Here is a 16769-nt window from a genome sequence, read left to right as displayed (position 1 = left end):
GACTGAGCCTGGGCTCAGTCGTTTTTCTTATTAGCATCATCAGATTCAATACCTTCCTGACCTGTTTCATCGGAGTCGAGGTAATCCGGGTTTAATCGCTTATTGGTTTGAACTCCCATCTGGCGGAACTTATCGACCCGACCAATAAGGTTACCGCGCCCGGTACTCAGCTTCTTCATAGCTTCCTGATAACGGTTATCCAGAGTTTGTAAGCCGTTACCAATTTTCTCTAAGTCTTCGACAAAGCCCACAAACTTGTCGTACAAACGTGCCGCATCGGTCGCTATTTTCTCAGCATTCTGGTTCTGATATTCATACTGCCAGATATTGTGAACGGTACGCAGGGCAACCAGTAAATTCGTAGGGCTTACCAACATAATTTGGTTGTCCAGCGCCAGCCGGATAAGCTCCGGGTCACGATCAACAGCCAGCAAAAATGCCGGCTCAATCGGAATAAACATCAATACATAATCCAGCGTACGCAACCCTTCCAGTTGATGGTAGCTCTTTTTACCCAACTGTTTTATGTGTTGCTTCAGCGACTGAACGTGCTCATTTAACGCCCGTTCGCGTTCTGTATCGTCATCAGAGTTGAAGTACCGCTCGTAGGCCGACAAACTGACTTTCGAATCGATAATCACGTCTTTTTTATTCGGCAAATGCACAATCACATCCGGCTTGAACGACTTACCGTCTTCATCGCGGTGATGCTCCTGTGTCTGATACTCGTGCCCTTCACGTAACCCGGACTGCTCCAGAATACGCTCCAGTACCACTTCGCCCCAGTTACCTTGCTGCTTGGTGTCACCTTTTAATGCCCGAGTTAAGGCTTCAGCTTCAGACGCCATTTGGCGGTTCAAGTCCTTAAGCGACATCACTTCATTTTTTAAGGCAGAACGCTCTTTGGTTTCATCCGTGTATTGCTGGGTGATTTGCTTTTTAAACGCATCAATTTGCTGTTTGAACGGCTCTAATGTTGCCTGCAACGACTGCTGATGATGTTGCTGCAGCCCTTTGGACTTCTCATCAAAAATACGGTTGGCTAAATTTTCAAACTGCTGGGTCAGCCGTTCTTCGCTAACCTTCAGTAGGTTCAGCTTTTCTTCTGCGGTTTTCTGCTCATGCTCAGATCTAGCCAGAGTTTCACGCAGACGGCTGTCTTTTTCATACACCTCATGCTGAAGTTCATCGACGCGCTCACGAAGAATATCCGCGTCTTGCTCCAGTGCCGCATTTTGTTGTTCTGCCTGTAAACGCAAACGGCGCTGCTGTTGCCAAAGCAACAACAACGCCGTAATGACAGTCACAACCGGCACTCCAATTATTGCCATCCATTGCCACAGTGCCAGCGACATCATTAAGCTCCTAATTTTTCATTGAGGTCAGCAATTTTCGCTTTCCAGATAGCAGGCCCTTGGGTATGCGCGTTTTGACCGTCGCTATCCACAGCCACAGTTACCGGCATGTCTTCCACTTCAAATTCGTATATGGCTTCCATACCCAAGTCTTCAAAAGCCACCACACGGGACTTTTTGATGGCTTTAGCGACCAGATACGCGGCACCGCCGACGGCCATCAGGTAAACCGCTTTGTGCTTACGAATACTTTCCACCGCTTCAGGGCCACGCTCTGCTTTGCCTACCATACCAATAATACCGGCTTCTTCGAGCATCTGATCAGTGAATTTATCCATACGAGTTGATGTTGTAGGACCTGCCGGACCAACAACTTCATCACCCACAGGATCTACCGGCCCTACGTAGTAAATAAAGCGGTTGTTGAAATCAACTGGCAGCTCTTCACCGTTATCCAGCATACCTTTAATGCGTTTGTGCGCCGCATCACGACCGGTCAGCAACTTACCGGACAATAGCACGGTTTCACCCATTTTCCAGTCCTGGATGTCCTCTTTAGTCACTTCATCCAGGTTCACACGGCGGGCATCGTCTCCCAGCTCAAAGGTGACATCCGGCCAGTCTTCCAGTTTCGGTGGGGTTAAATCTGCTGCTCCGCTGCCGTCTAACGTAAAGTGAACGTGACGGGTGGCTGCACAGTTCGGAATTAAGGTCACAGGCTTAGAGGCTGCGTGGGTTGGTAGTGACTTAATCTTCACATCCAGCACCGTTGTTAAACCTCCCAAACCCTGAGCACCAATACCTAATGCGTTAACGCGGTTGAAAATTTCTAAACGCAGCTCTTCTTCGGCATTCTGCGGGCCGCGCTCAATAAGCTCATGGATATCGACAGACTCCATTAAGGATTCTTTTGCCAATACCGCAGACTTTTCCGCTGTACCACCAATACCTATACCCAGCATACCCGGCGGACACCAGCCAGCGCCCATCTTCGGCAAGGTTTCAACAACCCAATCGGCAATCGAATCGCTGGGGTTTAACATGGCCATTTTCGATTTATTCTCAGAACCACCACCTTTGGCGGCAATCATCACTTCAATTTCATTGCCCGCCACCATATCAATATGCACAACAGCTGGCGTGTTATCGCCGGTGTTTTTGCGGGCTCCCGCTGGGTCAGCCACAATAGATGCTCGTAAGGGGTTGTCCGGGTTGTTGTAGGCTCGACGAGTACCTTCATCCACCATTTGCTGAACGGTCAGGTCGGTTTTATCCCATTGCACGCCCATGCCCACTTTCACAAAGCAGGTGACAATACCGGTGTCCTGGCAAATTGGACGGTGCCCTTGCGCAGACATACGCGAGTTAGTCAGCACCTGAGCAATGGCGTTTTTCGCCGCTTCGCTCTCTTCACGCTGGTATGCCTCGTCCAGTGCTTTAATAAAGTCCAGTGGGTGATAATAAGAAATGTACTGCAACGCATCGGCAATACTGTCAATAAAATCGGCCTGACGAATGGTGGTCATGGAACTGCCTCTTGGTTAACTTTTGCGTGGTGCTATAATAGCGTTTTCGCTAACAACTGACCAGTGCCACTGACCGGCGAATATTTGCTGTGATAGTATATTGGTAATGAATAACCAGCCTGAATTGCGAGCATGATGTGAGTGTTTTCCCGGATCTCTGTGCGATAAAACTTGATTGCGAAGCCTCAGCTATTGAGTTATTTCAGCGTTGTCAGCATGAAAGCTACGCTCTATTACTGGACTCTGCCGCGCAAAGCCACCAGAACTGTGCCTACGATATTATCTTCCGACAGCCAGAACTGATTTTAAACTGCAAAGCAGGCAAGTTAAATGTATCAACAGACGCTCCTTTAGAACTACCGCCAGCCCCCGAAGACGCAGCCGAGCTTTGCCGTTATGCCGGGCAATTGAATCAGTTATCAGGTCATTATTCGGGGCCTGCTGAACTGCCTTTTCAGGGCGGGTTTGCCGGGGCTGTCGGCTATGACCATGGCCGTTCGCTGGAAGTCATACCTGAGTTTAATGCAGACATCTATCAGTCTCCCGATGCCGTGCTGGCCTACTACAGCCAGGCGTTGATTATCGATAGGCAGAGCAACGCGATCTGGTTAGTTGCACCAATAGAAGGGTCAGAAGAGCTTCGAGAATTCTGGGAACAGCCAGTAGCAACAAAAAAGCCCGACGCTTTTCAATTGCTAAGCGACTGGCAAAGCAATATGAGCGAGCAGCAGTACACCGAGAAATTTAAGGCCGTGCAAAACTACCTGCTGGCCGGAGATGCCTACCAAATTAATTTAGCGCAAAGGTATTCAGCCCGTTATCAAGGCAGTGAATGGTCCGCTTACCTTAAATTACGACAAGCGAATTCAGCACCGTTTTCTGCCTTTATGCGCCTTCCCGGCAGCGCTATTCTGAGCCTGTCGCCGGAACGCTTTCTGCTAACCGACGCCAAGGGACTGGTAGAAACAAAACCCATTAAAGGCACGCGTCCGCGGTTTGAAAATTCGCTTAAAGATCAGGCTAGTCAGCAGGCTCTGTTAACCTCAGAAAAGGACCGCGCAGAAAACCTGATGATTGTGGATTTGCTGCGTAATGACCTCAGTAAAAACTGTGAGCCGGGCAGCATCAAAACGCCAAGCCTGTTTGCCATAGAGAGTTTTCCGGCGGTTCACCACCTGGTATCGACAGTTATTGGCAAACTGCAACCCGACCGTACCGCATTAAGTTTGTTTAACGGCGCTTTCCCGGGCGGTTCTATTACTGGCGCACCGAAAATTCGGGCCATGCAAATTATTGAAGAGCTGGAGCCCCATCGCCGTAGTATCTACTGTGGCAGTATGGGCTACTTTTCTCAGCACGGTCGTAGCGACACCAGCATCACCATTCGTACACTGCTCGCCGAAAATGATCACTTATATTGCTGGGCCGGTGGTGGTCTGGTCGCTGACTCAACAGCAGCGGATGAATATCAGGAAACCAAAGACAAAGTGTCACGCATACTGCCGGTGTTAACTTCATGACCATTAATACTCGCGCAGACTTTATTCGTCGATTTAGCCTTTATCCTTCACCGCCGGTTGAGCGCAGAATTGATGAGCCTTTGCGCAAACGTTTGCGCCCCGCGGCGGTGTTAATCCCAATTGTTGAGCGTACGCATGGGTTGTCGTTAATACTTACCCGGCGCTCCAGCAAATTGCGCAAGCATGCGGGTCAAATCAGTTTCCCCGGAGGTCGCTTTGACGAAACTGATAGCGACTTACTGGATACAGCATTGCGGGAAACCGAAGAAGAAATCGGCTTACCCCGCAGTCAAGTCGAAGTCATAGGACGTTTACACGACTACCCTGTGCTATCTTATTTTATGATCCGACCTTACGTGGCTTTTGTCTCACCGCAACAGCCGCTGGTTGCCGAGGAAAGTGAAGTCGCTGAAATTTTTGAAGTACCGCTGGCTGATATTCTCGATCATGGTAACCACTACGTTTACCGTATTCGAAAGTTTATCTACGACCGGGTGTATTTCATCCCCTGGCAACACCGAAATATTTGGGGCGCAACCGCCGGTATTTTACGTGAGTTATCAGAGCAACTGCAGCCCGACGGCAAAAATCACTTCAGACCACTGAACTGACCACTTATTTTTGCTTAAAACTTGATTCCCCCCACATGAATCGTGCGACAATACTATAATAAACAGAATACGCATGCGCGACAGGTAAGGATAAATATGATCAGCGTTTTTGATATCTACAAAATTGGTATTGGTCCTTCCAGTTCTCACACTGTGGGGCCGATGAAAGCAGCCTATGAATTTTTGCATGCCGCAAAAAAATCAGGGCATCTAAATAACGCCGATGGCATAAAAGTCGAACTGTTCGGATCACTTGGCCAAACGGGTAAAGGTCATGGTACCGGCAAAGCCGTTATTCTTGGATTGGTCGGAGAGACTCCCGAAACAGTAGACACTGACAGCGTGGAAGATTTTCTGGAGCAAACTCGTAAGACTGAAAAGCTGAACTTGCTTGGTGAGAAAGAAGTCTCCTTTCCCAGCGAAGGCGCCATTACTTTTCACCGCCGAAAAACCATGCCCAAACACGCCAACGCCATGGAACTCAAGCTGCTAAAAGACGGTGAGATCATCTATAGCGACCTATATTACTCCATCGGCGGTGGCTTCATTGTGCGCGATGAAGATTTTGACGAGACTCTGGAAGAAGCGATAGAACAGTCATCTAAACCTATTCCATATCCGTTTGACAGTGCAGCGGATCTTCTGGCGCATTGCAAAGAGCACGGTATGCGCATGAGTTCATTAATGATGGCTAACGAAAAAGTCTTCCGCAGTGAAGAGGATATTCGGGCCGGATTAATGAAGATTTGGCGCACCATGCAGGAAAGCATCAAAAACGGTATTACTACCGAAGGCATTCTGCCGGGTGGACTTAAAGTGCGTCGCCGCGCATCGTCTTTATATCAGCGACTGAAGAAAGAAAAATCCAGCGATGCCATGCAGGTCATGGACTGGGTCGATTTATACGCTTTAGCCGTTAACGAAGAAAATGCCGCAGGCGGGCGCATTGTAACAGCCCCGACTAACGGAGCCGCTGGCATTATTCCTGCGGTAATGAGCTACGCTGACAGATTCATCGAAACGCTGGACGAAGATGCAGTCGTGCGCTTCTTACTGACTTCAGCTGCTATCGGTATTCTTTATAAGAAAAATGCTTCAATTTCAGGTGCTGAAGTCGGTTGTCAGGGTGAAGTGGGTGTTGCCTGTTCAATGGCCGCTGGTGCCCTGGCCGAATTTATGGGCGGTGACCCGTCAAGAGTCGAGAATGCGGCAGAAATAGGTATGGAGCATAACCTGGGTCTAACCTGCGACCCGGTGGGAGGTTTAGTACAAGTACCCTGTATTGAACGAAACGCCATGGGCTCGGTTAAAGCCATTAATGCCGCCCGCTTAGCCATGCGAGGCGAAGGCGATCATAAAGTGTCTCTGGATAAAGTGATTAAAACCATGTGGGACACCGGCAACGATATGAAAACCAAATACAAAGAAACCGCTCGCGGCGGTTTGGCAGTCAATATTATTGAATGTTAACCAGTTGATGCTGCTGCCGGTGCTTAGCGCATCGGCAGTGAGCAACTATCAAAGAGTTTATCAATCTCATCCTGACTTTTTAGCTGAGTAGCTTTTTGCACCCTATCGCGAGTTAAGTGCGGGGCGAAATTCTCAATAAAATCGTACATATAAGTACGTAAAAATGTTCCGCGCCGGAAACCTATCTTAGTCGTACTGTGGGCAAACATGTGCTCCGCAGGTATCGCCACTAAATCGGTATCTTCTTTCGGGTCGTAAGCCATACTCGCCAGAACCCCAATACCCAATCCCATTCTGACGTAGGTTTTTATCACGTCGGCATCGGTTGCTGTAAAAACAATTTTAGGCTCATGCCCGGCATCAGCAAAGGCTTTATCCAACTCGGAACGACCGGTAAAACCATGCACATAAGTGACCAAAGGAAACTGAGCAATATCATCAATAGTTAGCTTACTCAGTTGCGTCAGCGGATGCGATTTAGGCACTACTATAGAGCGGTTCCAGTGATAGCAGGGCAACATAATAAGGTCGTGATATAAATGCAGCGCCTCGGTCGCAATGGCAAAATCTGCCCGCCCTTTCGCCGCCGCCTCACTAATTTGCTCTGGAGACCCCTGATGCATATGCAGTGACACTTTGGGATATTGCTGAATAAATCGCTGAATAACGGACGGCAAGGCATAACGAGCCTGAGTATGGGTCGTCGCAATATTAAGTTTGCCTTGGTTTGGCAAGGTGTACTCAGCAGCAACCGTCTTAATCGACTGGACGTTATCCAGAACCTGCTGAGCAACTGCTATGATGTCTTTACCCGCGGGCGTTATGTGAGTCAGGTGTTTGCCTGTTCGTCCAAATATCTGCACGCCCAGCTCGTCTTCCAGCATTCTGACTTGTTTACTAATGCCCGGCTGCGAGGTGAATAAGCTTTCAGCCGTAGCAGAAACATTCAGGTTATGATTTGTTACTTCAACAATGTAACGTAACTGCTGTAATTTCATTGAGGAACGTGCCACTCTAGTTTGCTAAATGTGATATAAGAAAATACTATAATAATCTTGATAACTATGACAAATATAAAAGCTATCGCAACAGTATTTTGTCGAGGCTTCTCTTTGGACCACAGGAACTGTCATCTATGACCCAACCCGCATTTGATTTTTCAACCGTCCTGGCTTCTTCTGTGCACGACATGAAAAATTCACTGTGCTTACTCATTCAGATGATAGAAGAAGTATCAGAACAGGTCGCTGACAGCAGTGCAACAGAAAAAATGGCGAAAGTCCATTATGAGGCTCAGCGTATCAATTCAAGTTTGATGCAAATGCTCACGCTTTATCGCAACGACAATAACGCTTTACCACTCAATAGCGACCAGCACCACGTCGACGAACTTGTCGAAGAGCTGTTGCTAAATAACGAGCTTTACCTTGAGCAGCGGAACATTACTGTCAGCACCGACATTGATGAAACAGCAACAGGCTGGTTCGACAGGGACCTGATCTTTAATCTGCTTAATGACATCATCATTAATGCAATGCGCTACACAGCCGATAAGCTCTTTATAAAAGTAGAGATAACCGAAGATGGTGGATGTCGTATTATGGTTCACGACAATGGCGATGGTTTTCCTGCTAGTATGCTGGAAAACGCCGCTATGCCGATACAACAATTGAATATTCAGCAATCCCGGACGGGATTAGGTCTATACTTTGCTCAGATGATAGCAAGTGCCCATGAGCGAAATAATAAAAAAGGTTTTATCGAGCTGAAAAATAATGGACACTTAGGTGGTGGTGTTTTCTCTTTAACATTACCCTGAAAAATAATTATAACTTAACGAGCGTAATATGATTTACACCATTGTCATCGCATTGATTATATTACTAATAATAATGGCAATTATAGTTGGTGCGGTACAACAGAACAGACAGCGTTTAGAACTAGAGCGGCGTAAGAAGTTGGCGCGCTTTCGCAGTTCGCTTGAACAGATCGAAGATCTCATTCATATGTCGAGCTTCTTCCCTATTGGTAAATCCATGCTGGTGGTTCTTAATAGCCGTGCGTTAGAAATACTTAAAGGTATGAACGCAGCATCGCCGTCAAAAGACTATAAGGCGCGAATACAGGATTACGAAGAGCGCATACAAAGTGTTGACCGTAACGACACCTCGTTAATCAGTGAAGACTTTGAGATCCCGGAAAACAACAAGCAAATCATAGCAATGATCAATGGGCTGAAGCGTTTACGTTCTACTTTACGCAATGAGCATTCCCGCGGTCGGGTCGACAGCAATGTTTTTAGTGTCGAAGATCAGCGTTTAACCAAGTTGCAACTGAAAATTAGTATTGAAACCTTAATACGCCGGGGCCGTCATGCTTACGAAAGTCAGATGTTAGGTTCCGCCAGACAGTATTATGAAAAAGCATTACGCACCATAGAAGACCAGAGCTTTAGCGACGACTACGCTACGTCGCGCCAGCAATCGATTAAAAAAGCGCTGGAACAAATTGCACAAGAGTTGAAAGATGCTCATACGCGAGACAAAGAAAAACATAAAAAAGAAGACGATTTAGAAGAACTGTTTCAACCTAAGAGAAAATGGTAGAGAGAATGCCGGACTGGAAAGACCAGCTAAGCCAAATGGTATATTCAACAGACTCGGGACGTATTGATCCGGAACCTGAACCGGAGGAAGTTCCTGAAGGTGATGGTATTGTCCGCCTTCGCCGCGAAACCAAAGGTCGAAAGGGCAAAGGAGTAACCATTGTCACTGGGCTGGATAAACCGCAAACAGAGTTAAAGTCGATTGCAAAAAAACTCAAGCAGTTCTGTGGCGTTGGTGGCGCGGTTAAAGAGTACGAAATAGAACTACAAGGCGACCAGCGCGACAGCATTGAAAGCTGGTTAAAAAAGGAAGGCTATAAAGTTAAGCGTGCGGGCGGCTAAGGTCGTATTCAATATATAGACGTCGTCCGTCATCACGCCACTCAACATGGCTTGAAAAGTTTCTTATCAGCTGTAATCCACGACCAAACGCCTGTTGTTCGTCATCGTCGGATACTTGCTGATATTCCGAAAAACCATTTCCGCTATTGGATGAAATACTAAACGAAAGCAATTTGTTATCCGGTTTGTATTCAATATCAATTTCTATTTCTACCCCTTCTAAAACAGCCAACCGCGCTTCCCGTGTCCGGTAGTATTCATCGAACCCCTGCCCGGTCTCTTTAATTCCCGAGTCCAGCTGCAAAACGCTGTGTTCCAGGGTATTGTTAAAAGCTTCTGCTAACAATAAATACAAGGTTGTTTTGTGCGCGCGGATACCTTCAAGATGGCTTAAAGAATCCACCAGCTTGATAATTGGATCGCGCCCTTTAATCTCATTTTCTTTTAAATAAACCACTAACCGAAAGGGCAGATGAGTTACATTAGTATCAGGCTGGCTAACGGGTAAATTGGTGGCTTCACAATCCAGACACACCAATGAAATATCATCAAACTGTTCTTGCCCTTGCTGAAAAGTCTGGAATGATCCGACTAACCCCTCAAAGTCTCGCTCGCGGGCATAGCGTAACAACAGAGCCTCGAATCCCCGTTCAGATAATCGTTCATCAGCCTTGTTGGTCATCTCCACCACACCGTCGGTATAGGTTATCAGGCGGATGTTTTTCTCAACAAAACAATGACTAACCTGACTACTGAACTCTTCCGGAGACAAAATGCCCAATGCCATATGCTCAGGCACCAGTCGCTTCTCGACTTCTCCGGCTTCATTTATCAGCAGAGCATCAGGAATGCCACCATTCCAATAAGTTAAACGATCGCCATTGGCTGACAACTCAGCAACAAAAGCAGCACAAAACATGTCATCGGGTAACAGCTTAACCAGTTTGCGGTTAAACTCTTCAACCATGTTAGCTATTGAGAGCCCTTTTTCAGCTGAATCAAAAAAGGTTTGAGCAACGGGAAGAGCACCGGTAGCAGGAGCTAACCCGTGTCCGGTGAAGTCACCGACAAACAGATAAAAATTTCCCAGAGGTCCGGCTTTAGAGAGAACTAAGTCACCGTTAAACTCGCTGGCCGGTGCAAGATAGGTTTTTAAGAACGGATATTCTGTTTCGTTTTCCTGCAGCGCGTTAGCCAGCATGTGCCTGACCACATTCTGCTCTCGCTCCATTCGGTTAGAATGATAAGCCAGAGTTTCATTTTTACCTTTGAGGGAATAACTCAACTCGCGAACCCGCGCATGAGCATTTAGTTTTGCCTGCAGGACAACCGGCTCAAAAGGCACGCTAATAAAATCATCCCCTCCGGCCTCAAGGCATTTCAACAAGGTTTCCTGATCATCCAGTGCCGTAATAAATAAAATCGGCAAATGGACATCGCCGCTTAGGGCTTTTAACCGGGGAGCAGTCTTAAGCCCATCCATAACCGGCATCATAACGTCCAGTAGCACCACGTCCGGCGCCAGACTGGCGAAAATGTCTATAGCCTCAATGCCGTTATCAGCGCAGGTGACCTGATGGCCAAAGCGTTTAATCAGACCACTCAGCATCACCTGGTTAGCAGGCTGATCATCGACAATCAGTACCTTCATCAGGCAATAACAAACATCTTATCAAAGCGGGATATATCGAGAATACGACGCACGTCCGGTTTAGCATTAATCAGTTGAATACCTTTAACGCTGCTGCCTAAAGACTTACGCATGTTGAGCAGCATACCGAGCGCCGAGCTGTCCAGATAATCGGTTTCCCTCAGGTCGATAATTACGGTTGGTTGTGAATCACCAATATGACTGTAGGCCTGACGGAATTCCTGTACCAGGCTAAAATCAAATTTCCCTTTAATAGCAATAACTAACTGCTTACCATCATTTGAAAAGTCGCGACTAACGTTCATACTCACCTCTTTTTTTAATGAGCATAACACAGATTTTCTGATTGAGTTTATCTGCTGAATACCCTACTCTTTCGGTCACAATAAATCCTAATTATGTGATTATGGCAATAGCCTTTGACGAACTCCGTATTTTGCTTATCGAACCTTCCGATGTGCAAAGAAAAGTAATTACTCAGCACCTGAACCAGGCGGGCATTCAACATACCCGTGGCGCTTCAACCATTGCTGAAGCAAAAGAAGAAATACTTCGCTGGCAACCCGATATTGTCACCAGCGCTATGTATTTTTCTGACGGCACTTCACATGAACTCATTGAATTCATTAATAGTAACGACTTAAAAGATACTTTACATTTTATGTTGGTGTCATCCGAACATCGTGCCGATCAGCTGGAGCAATTCAAACAAGCGGGTATTATTGCCATTTTACCAAAACCTTTTACGCCGGATCAGCTCCAGCGGGCTATTACCGCTACCATGGACATGATGGAACCCGAGCCACTTCATCTTGAGCTTTATGATGTCGAGGATTTGCGGGTATTAATTGTTGATGACAGCATGACCTCGCGCCATGTCTTAAGACGTGTATTTGAAAATCTGGGTGTGGAGAGCTTTGTTGAAGCAGAAAATGGTCAGCAGGCAATTGATATCTTAGTGGAACATCAATTTGACTTGATCGTCACCGACTTTCATATGCCGGAGGTAAACGGCAGTGAACTCACCCAATACATTCGCAATAGCTCAGCACATGCTCACACTCCGGTACTGATGGTGACTGCACGCGCCAATGAGCCACAACTTGCTAACGTAAAACAAAGCGGTGTCGATGCCTTAACCGACAAACCCTTTGAACCGGCAACGCTAAGAAAACTCATCGCCCGTTTATTAAACAGTTGAGCCTGAATTTAAGAATTAATATTGTCCGTTAAAATGAAAAGCCCCTGCCAGTTGAACTGACAGGGGCTTTTTCGTTTTAGACTTAGCCAAAGAGCGGCTATTCAGATGGTTTCTGACGATACTTCTCGTAAAGCTCAGTATGTCGGCTGCTTAAGCTTACTTTGCGTCCATCAATATAAAGATGCGTTAACTTTTGTCCTATTGGATCAAGTAAGTCACCTTCAGAGACACTCAGTGAGGCACTTTTACCCACTTCCAGTGAACCCAGCTTATCGGCAACTCCCATAATCTCAGCCGGCTTCAATGTAATAGCTGCAAGAGCCTGCTGTTGATCCAGGCCAAAAGCAACCGCATTTCCGGCAGCAAAAGGTAAGTTACGTACGTCCCAGTAACCCGGATAAGAAATAGCAAAGTTAACTCCGGCTTCGGCCAGACGAGCCGGCGTGGCAAAGGCCTGATCATAACCTTCGTCGTTGCGGGCAGGCAGACCGTAAGGCGAGCCAAAAACAACAGGAACATTAAGCTCGGCTAGCTTATCGGCAATACGCCAGGCATCTCTGGCTCCCATAAGCACCAGTTCAAAGCCATACTCCTGAGCAGTATCAATGGCCTGCTCCAGCTGACGTTTGTCGTCTGCGTGTACGTACAGCTTCTTACTGCCGTCAAACAAGCCCGTCATAGCTTCCCAGCGCTGGTCCAGATCAATTTTACGATCGGCCTGCTTCGCATCGTAGTAAGCCTTTGCATCAGCGAAGACTTTCATTAGTTGCTGACGGGATTCCTCGTTCGCTTTACGCTGTTCTTCAGGTGAACGTCTTTCCCACCAGGTATTTACTACATATGTGCGCGGCCAGGAAACGTGCACACCTATTTCTCCGGCGACCAGAGCGTCCTGATAGTTCCACCCATCTAAGTTCATTAAAGATGACTGACCGGCTACCAGCGAGCCCTCAGGAGCTACCTGAGCGTGTGTAATGCCATGATAACGTACCGTCGGGATAATTTCCGAATCAGCATTAAAGGCAATGTGACCGGCAACTTCCGGGTGCACATCACCCACTTCACGCGCGTCGCGGGTTGCCCGTACTGCTTCAATTTCATTCAGGCCAATAGTGGTATCCATGGCAATAACTCCCGGATACACGTGCTGACCGGAAATATCGATAACTTCAGCGCCGTCCGGGATACTGACATCCTGCCCAATAGCGGTGATTTTACCGTTTTCAAACACCAAGTCTGAGTTGGTAAGCACTCCGTCAGAAACGGTATGCAAGGTTCCACCCTGAAGTACAATAGGGTTGCTTTGTTCTTCGCCCGGAACTTCGTCATGTGCCGCAGCACTATTAAGCGTCAGCGCACTGACTAATGCGGCACTAACGGTTGTAAGTAATTTATTCATTAGTGTTGTCCTCCGTGCTGATGCCCTTTGCCGGTAAAGTGATCTAACCAAAAGTCGTGTTCAGTATCACAGTGCCAGGTAGGTTGATCCGATTTATAACCGTCTTTAGCCCCTATTTTTGCATCATCACCTGCCGCTAAAACTTTTTGGATAAGTGCGTTCTTTTCTTGTTTAACCGCCTGCTGTCGTTGTTTATCCAGTTCGCGGTCGAAGAACTTACGGCCGTTAATCCAGGTTTGCTCTGCTCGCGCATAAGCACTTAACGGATAATGGCTCCAAAGTACGAAATCGGCGTGTTTACCTTTTTCAACAGACCCTACATAACGGTCCACTTTCAACTGCTTAGCCGGGTTAATGGTCACCATTTTCAGTGCTTCGTGTGGATCCATATCACAGTACAGAACCGATTTAGCCGCTTCAGTATTTAAACGACGTTGTAAGTCATTACTGTCAGAGTTAATGCTGGTTAAGACTCCGCGTTCTTTCATCAAGCACGCGTTATGCGGAATGGCATCATAAACCTCAAACTTATATGCCCACCAGTCCGCAAAGGTTGAGCCACTGGCACCGTGCTCAGCCATTTCATCAGCGACCTTGTAGCCTTCCAGAATGTGAGTAAAGGTATCCAGGGTAAACCCAAAGTCTTCTGCGACTTCCATTAACATCAAAATTTCTGACGCTACGTAAGAGTGAGCATGTACAAAGCGTTCACTGTTTAGAATTTCCAGCAACGTCTCCAGACGATAATCCGGCCGCGGAGCTGCAACTTTATTGCGTTCTGAACGGCTCATACGTTCGTAAGCCTGTTTCCGCTGCTGATACTCAAGAGCAGCCTGGAAAGCGTCGCGCATAATGGTTTCAACACCCAGGCGAGTTTGAGGGTATCGAACCGTCATGTTGTCACCCCAGTTACTCTGCTTAACGTTTTCACCCAATGCAAACTTGATAGATTCAGGGGCTGCATCGAACTTCATGACATTAGCGTCGGCGCCCCAGCGTAACTTAATTACCTGCGCCTGACCGCCGATGGGGTTAGCTGAACCATGAAGCAACTGTGCCATGGTAGTCCCGCCCGCCAGCGAACGATAAATGTGAATATCATCCGGATTAACCACATCACCAATCCGAACTTCAGATGTCACCGCTTCAGAACCTTCGTTAACACCACCTTCAATAGCTATATGTGAATGCTCATCGATGATACCCGGAGTTAAATGCATTCCGGCGCCATCAATTTCAGTCACGCCGGAAGGTGCTGACAAGTCTTTGCCGATGGCTGCAAACTCACCATCTCGAACCAGCACATCCGTTTCTTCAAGAATACCGTCGTCAGTTGCAGTCCAGACCGTTACGTTGCGGATAAGAACATCCTGACGCTCCGGCAAACCGTCCAGCCCGTAAGCCACATTCGGGAACGTCAGCTCGCTAACATATTCCACTGGTTCTGCTTCAGCATTTGTTTCAGTCTCGTTTTCAGCTGAATCCATTTGAGCCTGTAGCCTGACTTCTTCACCTTCTGGGGAAACCGCTGTTACTGAAAATGTTCCCTGAGCTTCCGGTTCCAGCTTAAAGCGCCAGCTTCCTGCGGGCTCTGCCTCGAGGTCGGCAACAAAAGACAAAGACTCATTACCCGACTGCACGTGACGTAAAGCGCTGGTCTTTTCATTTGCCTTAACTTCACCGCTTAGCGCAGCACCAGCCTTAACCGCAATTTCGATATCCTGGTTATTCAGTTTCATGCTGTAATTGCCGACAAAATCGACTTTATCCCGGGATACCAGCTCGTTTTCTTCGCCCTGCAACCAAACTGACTGAATGGTGCCATCTGCAAACAAATCGCCTTTGACCATAACAAAGTCAGCCTTGTAACCCTGAGCCAGCTTCCCTGCTTTGTCGTCTACCCCGGCAATTTTCGCCGGAATAGTCGTTAACGCGGCAAGAGCCTTTTCTTCGCTCAAGCCATGCTTCACGGCTTTACGCAGGTTAGGCCAGAAGCTGTCCGCCTTTTCTAAGTCGTGCAAAGTCAGAGCGAAATTGACTCCGGCTTCGGCCAACATTGCCGGGTTAGACGGAGCGCGCTCCCAATGACGCAATTTTGCTAAATCGACATCGAGGTGCCCATCAACATCGCCAACATCTGGTGCAGCCGGAAAATTAAGCGGAAGAATTAAGTCACTTCCGGCATTTTTTACTGCATCTAAGCGCGCGTATTCATAGCCTGAGGCAACGTAAACCGACGGCACCTTAAACTGGTCGAAAAGATCATCGGCGCGTAACAATGATTTCTCATCGCTCACCTTAAAAACAATCCCGGTATTCTCAATATCCGTCAGTGAATCAAGTGCCGCATTAAACTCGACCGATTGATTATGCGACTGCTTTCCATAAGAGTTTTCGTACCAGTTAGCATCAGATAAGGTTTGTCTGACCAGCGCAATGCTGCCCATTAAAGATGACGGATACTGCTGCTGTGAAGAACCTTTATCAAACGAGCCGAACTGCTTTCCTTCACTTTGATAAATAACGTCGTTAGGTATTTTGTCCGCCAGCGAAACTGTTACCGCCTGTCCCTGAAAAATACCGTCTAAATTAGCTGACTGCACACTGGTGAAACCTTGTGACACCCATTTATTTGCATCTTCAGAGCTGGTCTTAAACTCACTGAACCAGTGTTTTTGCGAGTGAATCGCGTCATTTGCCGCGTTACCACCCTCACGTTCATTGTTATAAACTGGCGTATCTGAACGTTCCTGCTGATTGCTAACGTTAATTCCATAGCTGCTGTAGGGGTCAATGAATCCCGGGTAAATCGTGTATCCGGTCCCGTCAATCACCCGCGCTCCGGCAGGAGCCCGATTATTACGCTCAATTGACTGAACGGCGCCATTTTCAATAACCAAAGTGGCGTTAGTAATAGATTTTCCCGGCTCAGTAATAATTGTTGCATTCTGAATTGCTGTCAGACTTGGTGTGTTATCCCGCATCCCGTTTGTCCGGGAAGTCTGATCAGCCGCAACCGAAGCGGTCAGTACTGACGTTACCGCTAACGTCAAAGCACTGAACTGATGCACTTTTTTCATGAATTGTCC

At 47.3% G+C, this 16769-nt stretch carries 14 protein-coding genes; 7 read left to right on the top strand and 7 right to left on the bottom strand.

The window, feature by feature from the left end:
* Positions 1 to 14: 14 nt before the first annotated feature.
* Positions 15 to 1358, bottom strand: a complete 1344-nt coding sequence (gene rmuC / locus ACP7H9_RS12820) for a DNA recombination protein RmuC (RefSeq protein ID WP_034821713.1) — start codon at positions 1356 to 1358, stop codon at positions 15 to 17.
* Entirely contained in the window at positions 1358 to 2881 is a 1524-nt protein-coding gene (locus tag ACP7H9_RS12815; protein ID WP_153850007.1) for a fumarate hydratase, read from the bottom strand. The genes rmuC and ACP7H9_RS12815 overlap by 1 nt, the downstream gene beginning before the upstream one ends.
* Before the next feature lie 137 nt (positions 2882 to 3018).
* Here ACP7H9_RS12815 and pabB point away from each other — a divergent pair, with 137 nt between their 5' ends.
* The 3 genes from pabB to ACP7H9_RS12800 all read left to right on the top strand — a co-directional run bounded on the left by pabB (position 3019) and on the right by ACP7H9_RS12800 (position 6482).
* Positions 3019 to 4401, top strand: a complete 1383-nt coding sequence (gene pabB, locus ACP7H9_RS12810) for an aminodeoxychorismate synthase component I (RefSeq protein ID WP_439222869.1) — start codon at positions 3019 to 3021, stop codon at positions 4399 to 4401.
* The gene (locus tag ACP7H9_RS12805) at positions 4398 to 5012 is read left to right on the top strand and encodes a CoA pyrophosphatase (RefSeq protein WP_153850005.1); all 615 of its coding nucleotides are present in this window, start codon (positions 4398 to 4400) and stop codon (positions 5010 to 5012) included. Before pabB ends, ACP7H9_RS12805 begins: the two co-directional genes overlap by 4 nt.
* A gap of 96 nt (positions 5013 to 5108) precedes the next feature.
* Positions 5109 to 6482 (top strand): L-serine ammonia-lyase, encoded by a 1374-nt coding sequence (locus tag ACP7H9_RS12800; protein WP_110013830.1) that lies wholly within the window; start codon positions 5109 to 5111, stop codon positions 6480 to 6482.
* 23 nt (positions 6483 to 6505) lie between these two features.
* Here ACP7H9_RS12800 and cysB read toward each other — a convergent pair whose 3' ends face one another.
* Positions 6506 to 7480: an HTH-type transcriptional regulator CysB gene (cysB, locus tag ACP7H9_RS12795; protein ID WP_110013831.1), complete on the bottom strand. Its 975-nt coding sequence runs from the start codon at positions 7478 to 7480 to the stop codon at positions 6506 to 6508.
* Between the two features lie 137 nt (positions 7481 to 7617).
* On the opposite strand from cysB, the gene ACP7H9_RS12790 reads away from it, so the two are divergent.
* The 3 genes from ACP7H9_RS12790 to yciH all read left to right on the top strand — a co-directional run bounded on the left by ACP7H9_RS12790 (position 7618) and on the right by yciH (position 9429).
* Positions 7618 to 8301: a sensor histidine kinase gene (locus ACP7H9_RS12790; RefSeq protein ID WP_110013832.1), complete on the top strand. Its 684-nt coding sequence runs from the start codon at positions 7618 to 7620 to the stop codon at positions 8299 to 8301.
* A 73-nt stretch (positions 8302 to 8374) separates the two neighbouring features.
* On the top strand, positions 8375 to 9088 hold the full coding sequence (locus ACP7H9_RS12785; RefSeq protein ID WP_227016289.1) for a hypothetical protein: 714 nt from the start codon (positions 8375 to 8377) through the stop codon (positions 9086 to 9088).
* 5 nt (positions 9089 to 9093) lie between these two features.
* On the top strand, positions 9094 to 9429 hold the full coding sequence (gene yciH, locus ACP7H9_RS12780) for a stress response translation initiation inhibitor YciH (protein WP_011234948.1): 336 nt from the start codon (positions 9094 to 9096) through the stop codon (positions 9427 to 9429).
* Here yciH and ACP7H9_RS12775 read toward each other — a convergent pair.
* Positions 9410 to 11080 (bottom strand): SpoIIE family protein phosphatase, encoded by a 1671-nt coding sequence (locus ACP7H9_RS12775; protein ID WP_110013834.1) that lies wholly within the window; start codon positions 11078 to 11080, stop codon positions 9410 to 9412. The genes yciH and ACP7H9_RS12775 overlap by 20 nt on opposite strands.
* Complete coding sequence (locus tag ACP7H9_RS12770; RefSeq protein ID WP_011234950.1) at positions 11080 to 11385, bottom strand: STAS domain-containing protein; 306 nt, start codon at positions 11383 to 11385, stop codon at positions 11080 to 11082. The genes ACP7H9_RS12775 and ACP7H9_RS12770 overlap by 1 nt, the downstream gene beginning before the upstream one ends.
* Before the next feature lie 101 nt (positions 11386 to 11486).
* Between ACP7H9_RS12770 and ACP7H9_RS12765 the strand changes: the two genes are divergently transcribed.
* A complete protein-coding gene (locus ACP7H9_RS12765; protein ID WP_011234951.1) occupies positions 11487 to 12281 on the top strand; it encodes a response regulator in 795 nt (264 codons plus the stop codon).
* 97 nt (positions 12282 to 12378) lie between these two features.
* Here the strand turns inward: ACP7H9_RS12765 and ACP7H9_RS12760 are convergent, their stop codons facing one another.
* Together ACP7H9_RS12760 and ACP7H9_RS12755 are read right to left on the bottom strand one after the other, a co-directional pair.
* Positions 12379 to 13680, bottom strand: coding sequence for an amidohydrolase family protein (locus tag ACP7H9_RS12760; RefSeq protein ID WP_439222868.1), 1302 nt, complete (start codon positions 13678 to 13680; stop codon positions 12379 to 12381).
* Positions 13680 to 16760 carry an amidohydrolase family protein gene (locus ACP7H9_RS12755; protein WP_439222867.1) on the bottom strand — a complete coding sequence of 1027 codons (3081 nt, stop codon included), beginning with the start codon at positions 16758 to 16760 and terminating at the stop codon, positions 13680 to 13682. The genes ACP7H9_RS12760 and ACP7H9_RS12755 overlap by 1 nt, the downstream gene beginning before the upstream one ends.
* Positions 16761 to 16769: the final 9 nt, after the last annotated feature.

Source organism: Idiomarina sp. ST20R2A10 (assembly GCF_051842345.1).
GTDB lineage: Bacteria > Pseudomonadota > Gammaproteobacteria > Enterobacterales > Alteromonadaceae > Idiomarina > Idiomarina loihiensis.
Note: the sequence above shows the minus strand (reverse complement) of the source record. Positions and strands in the feature narration are given on the sequence as shown.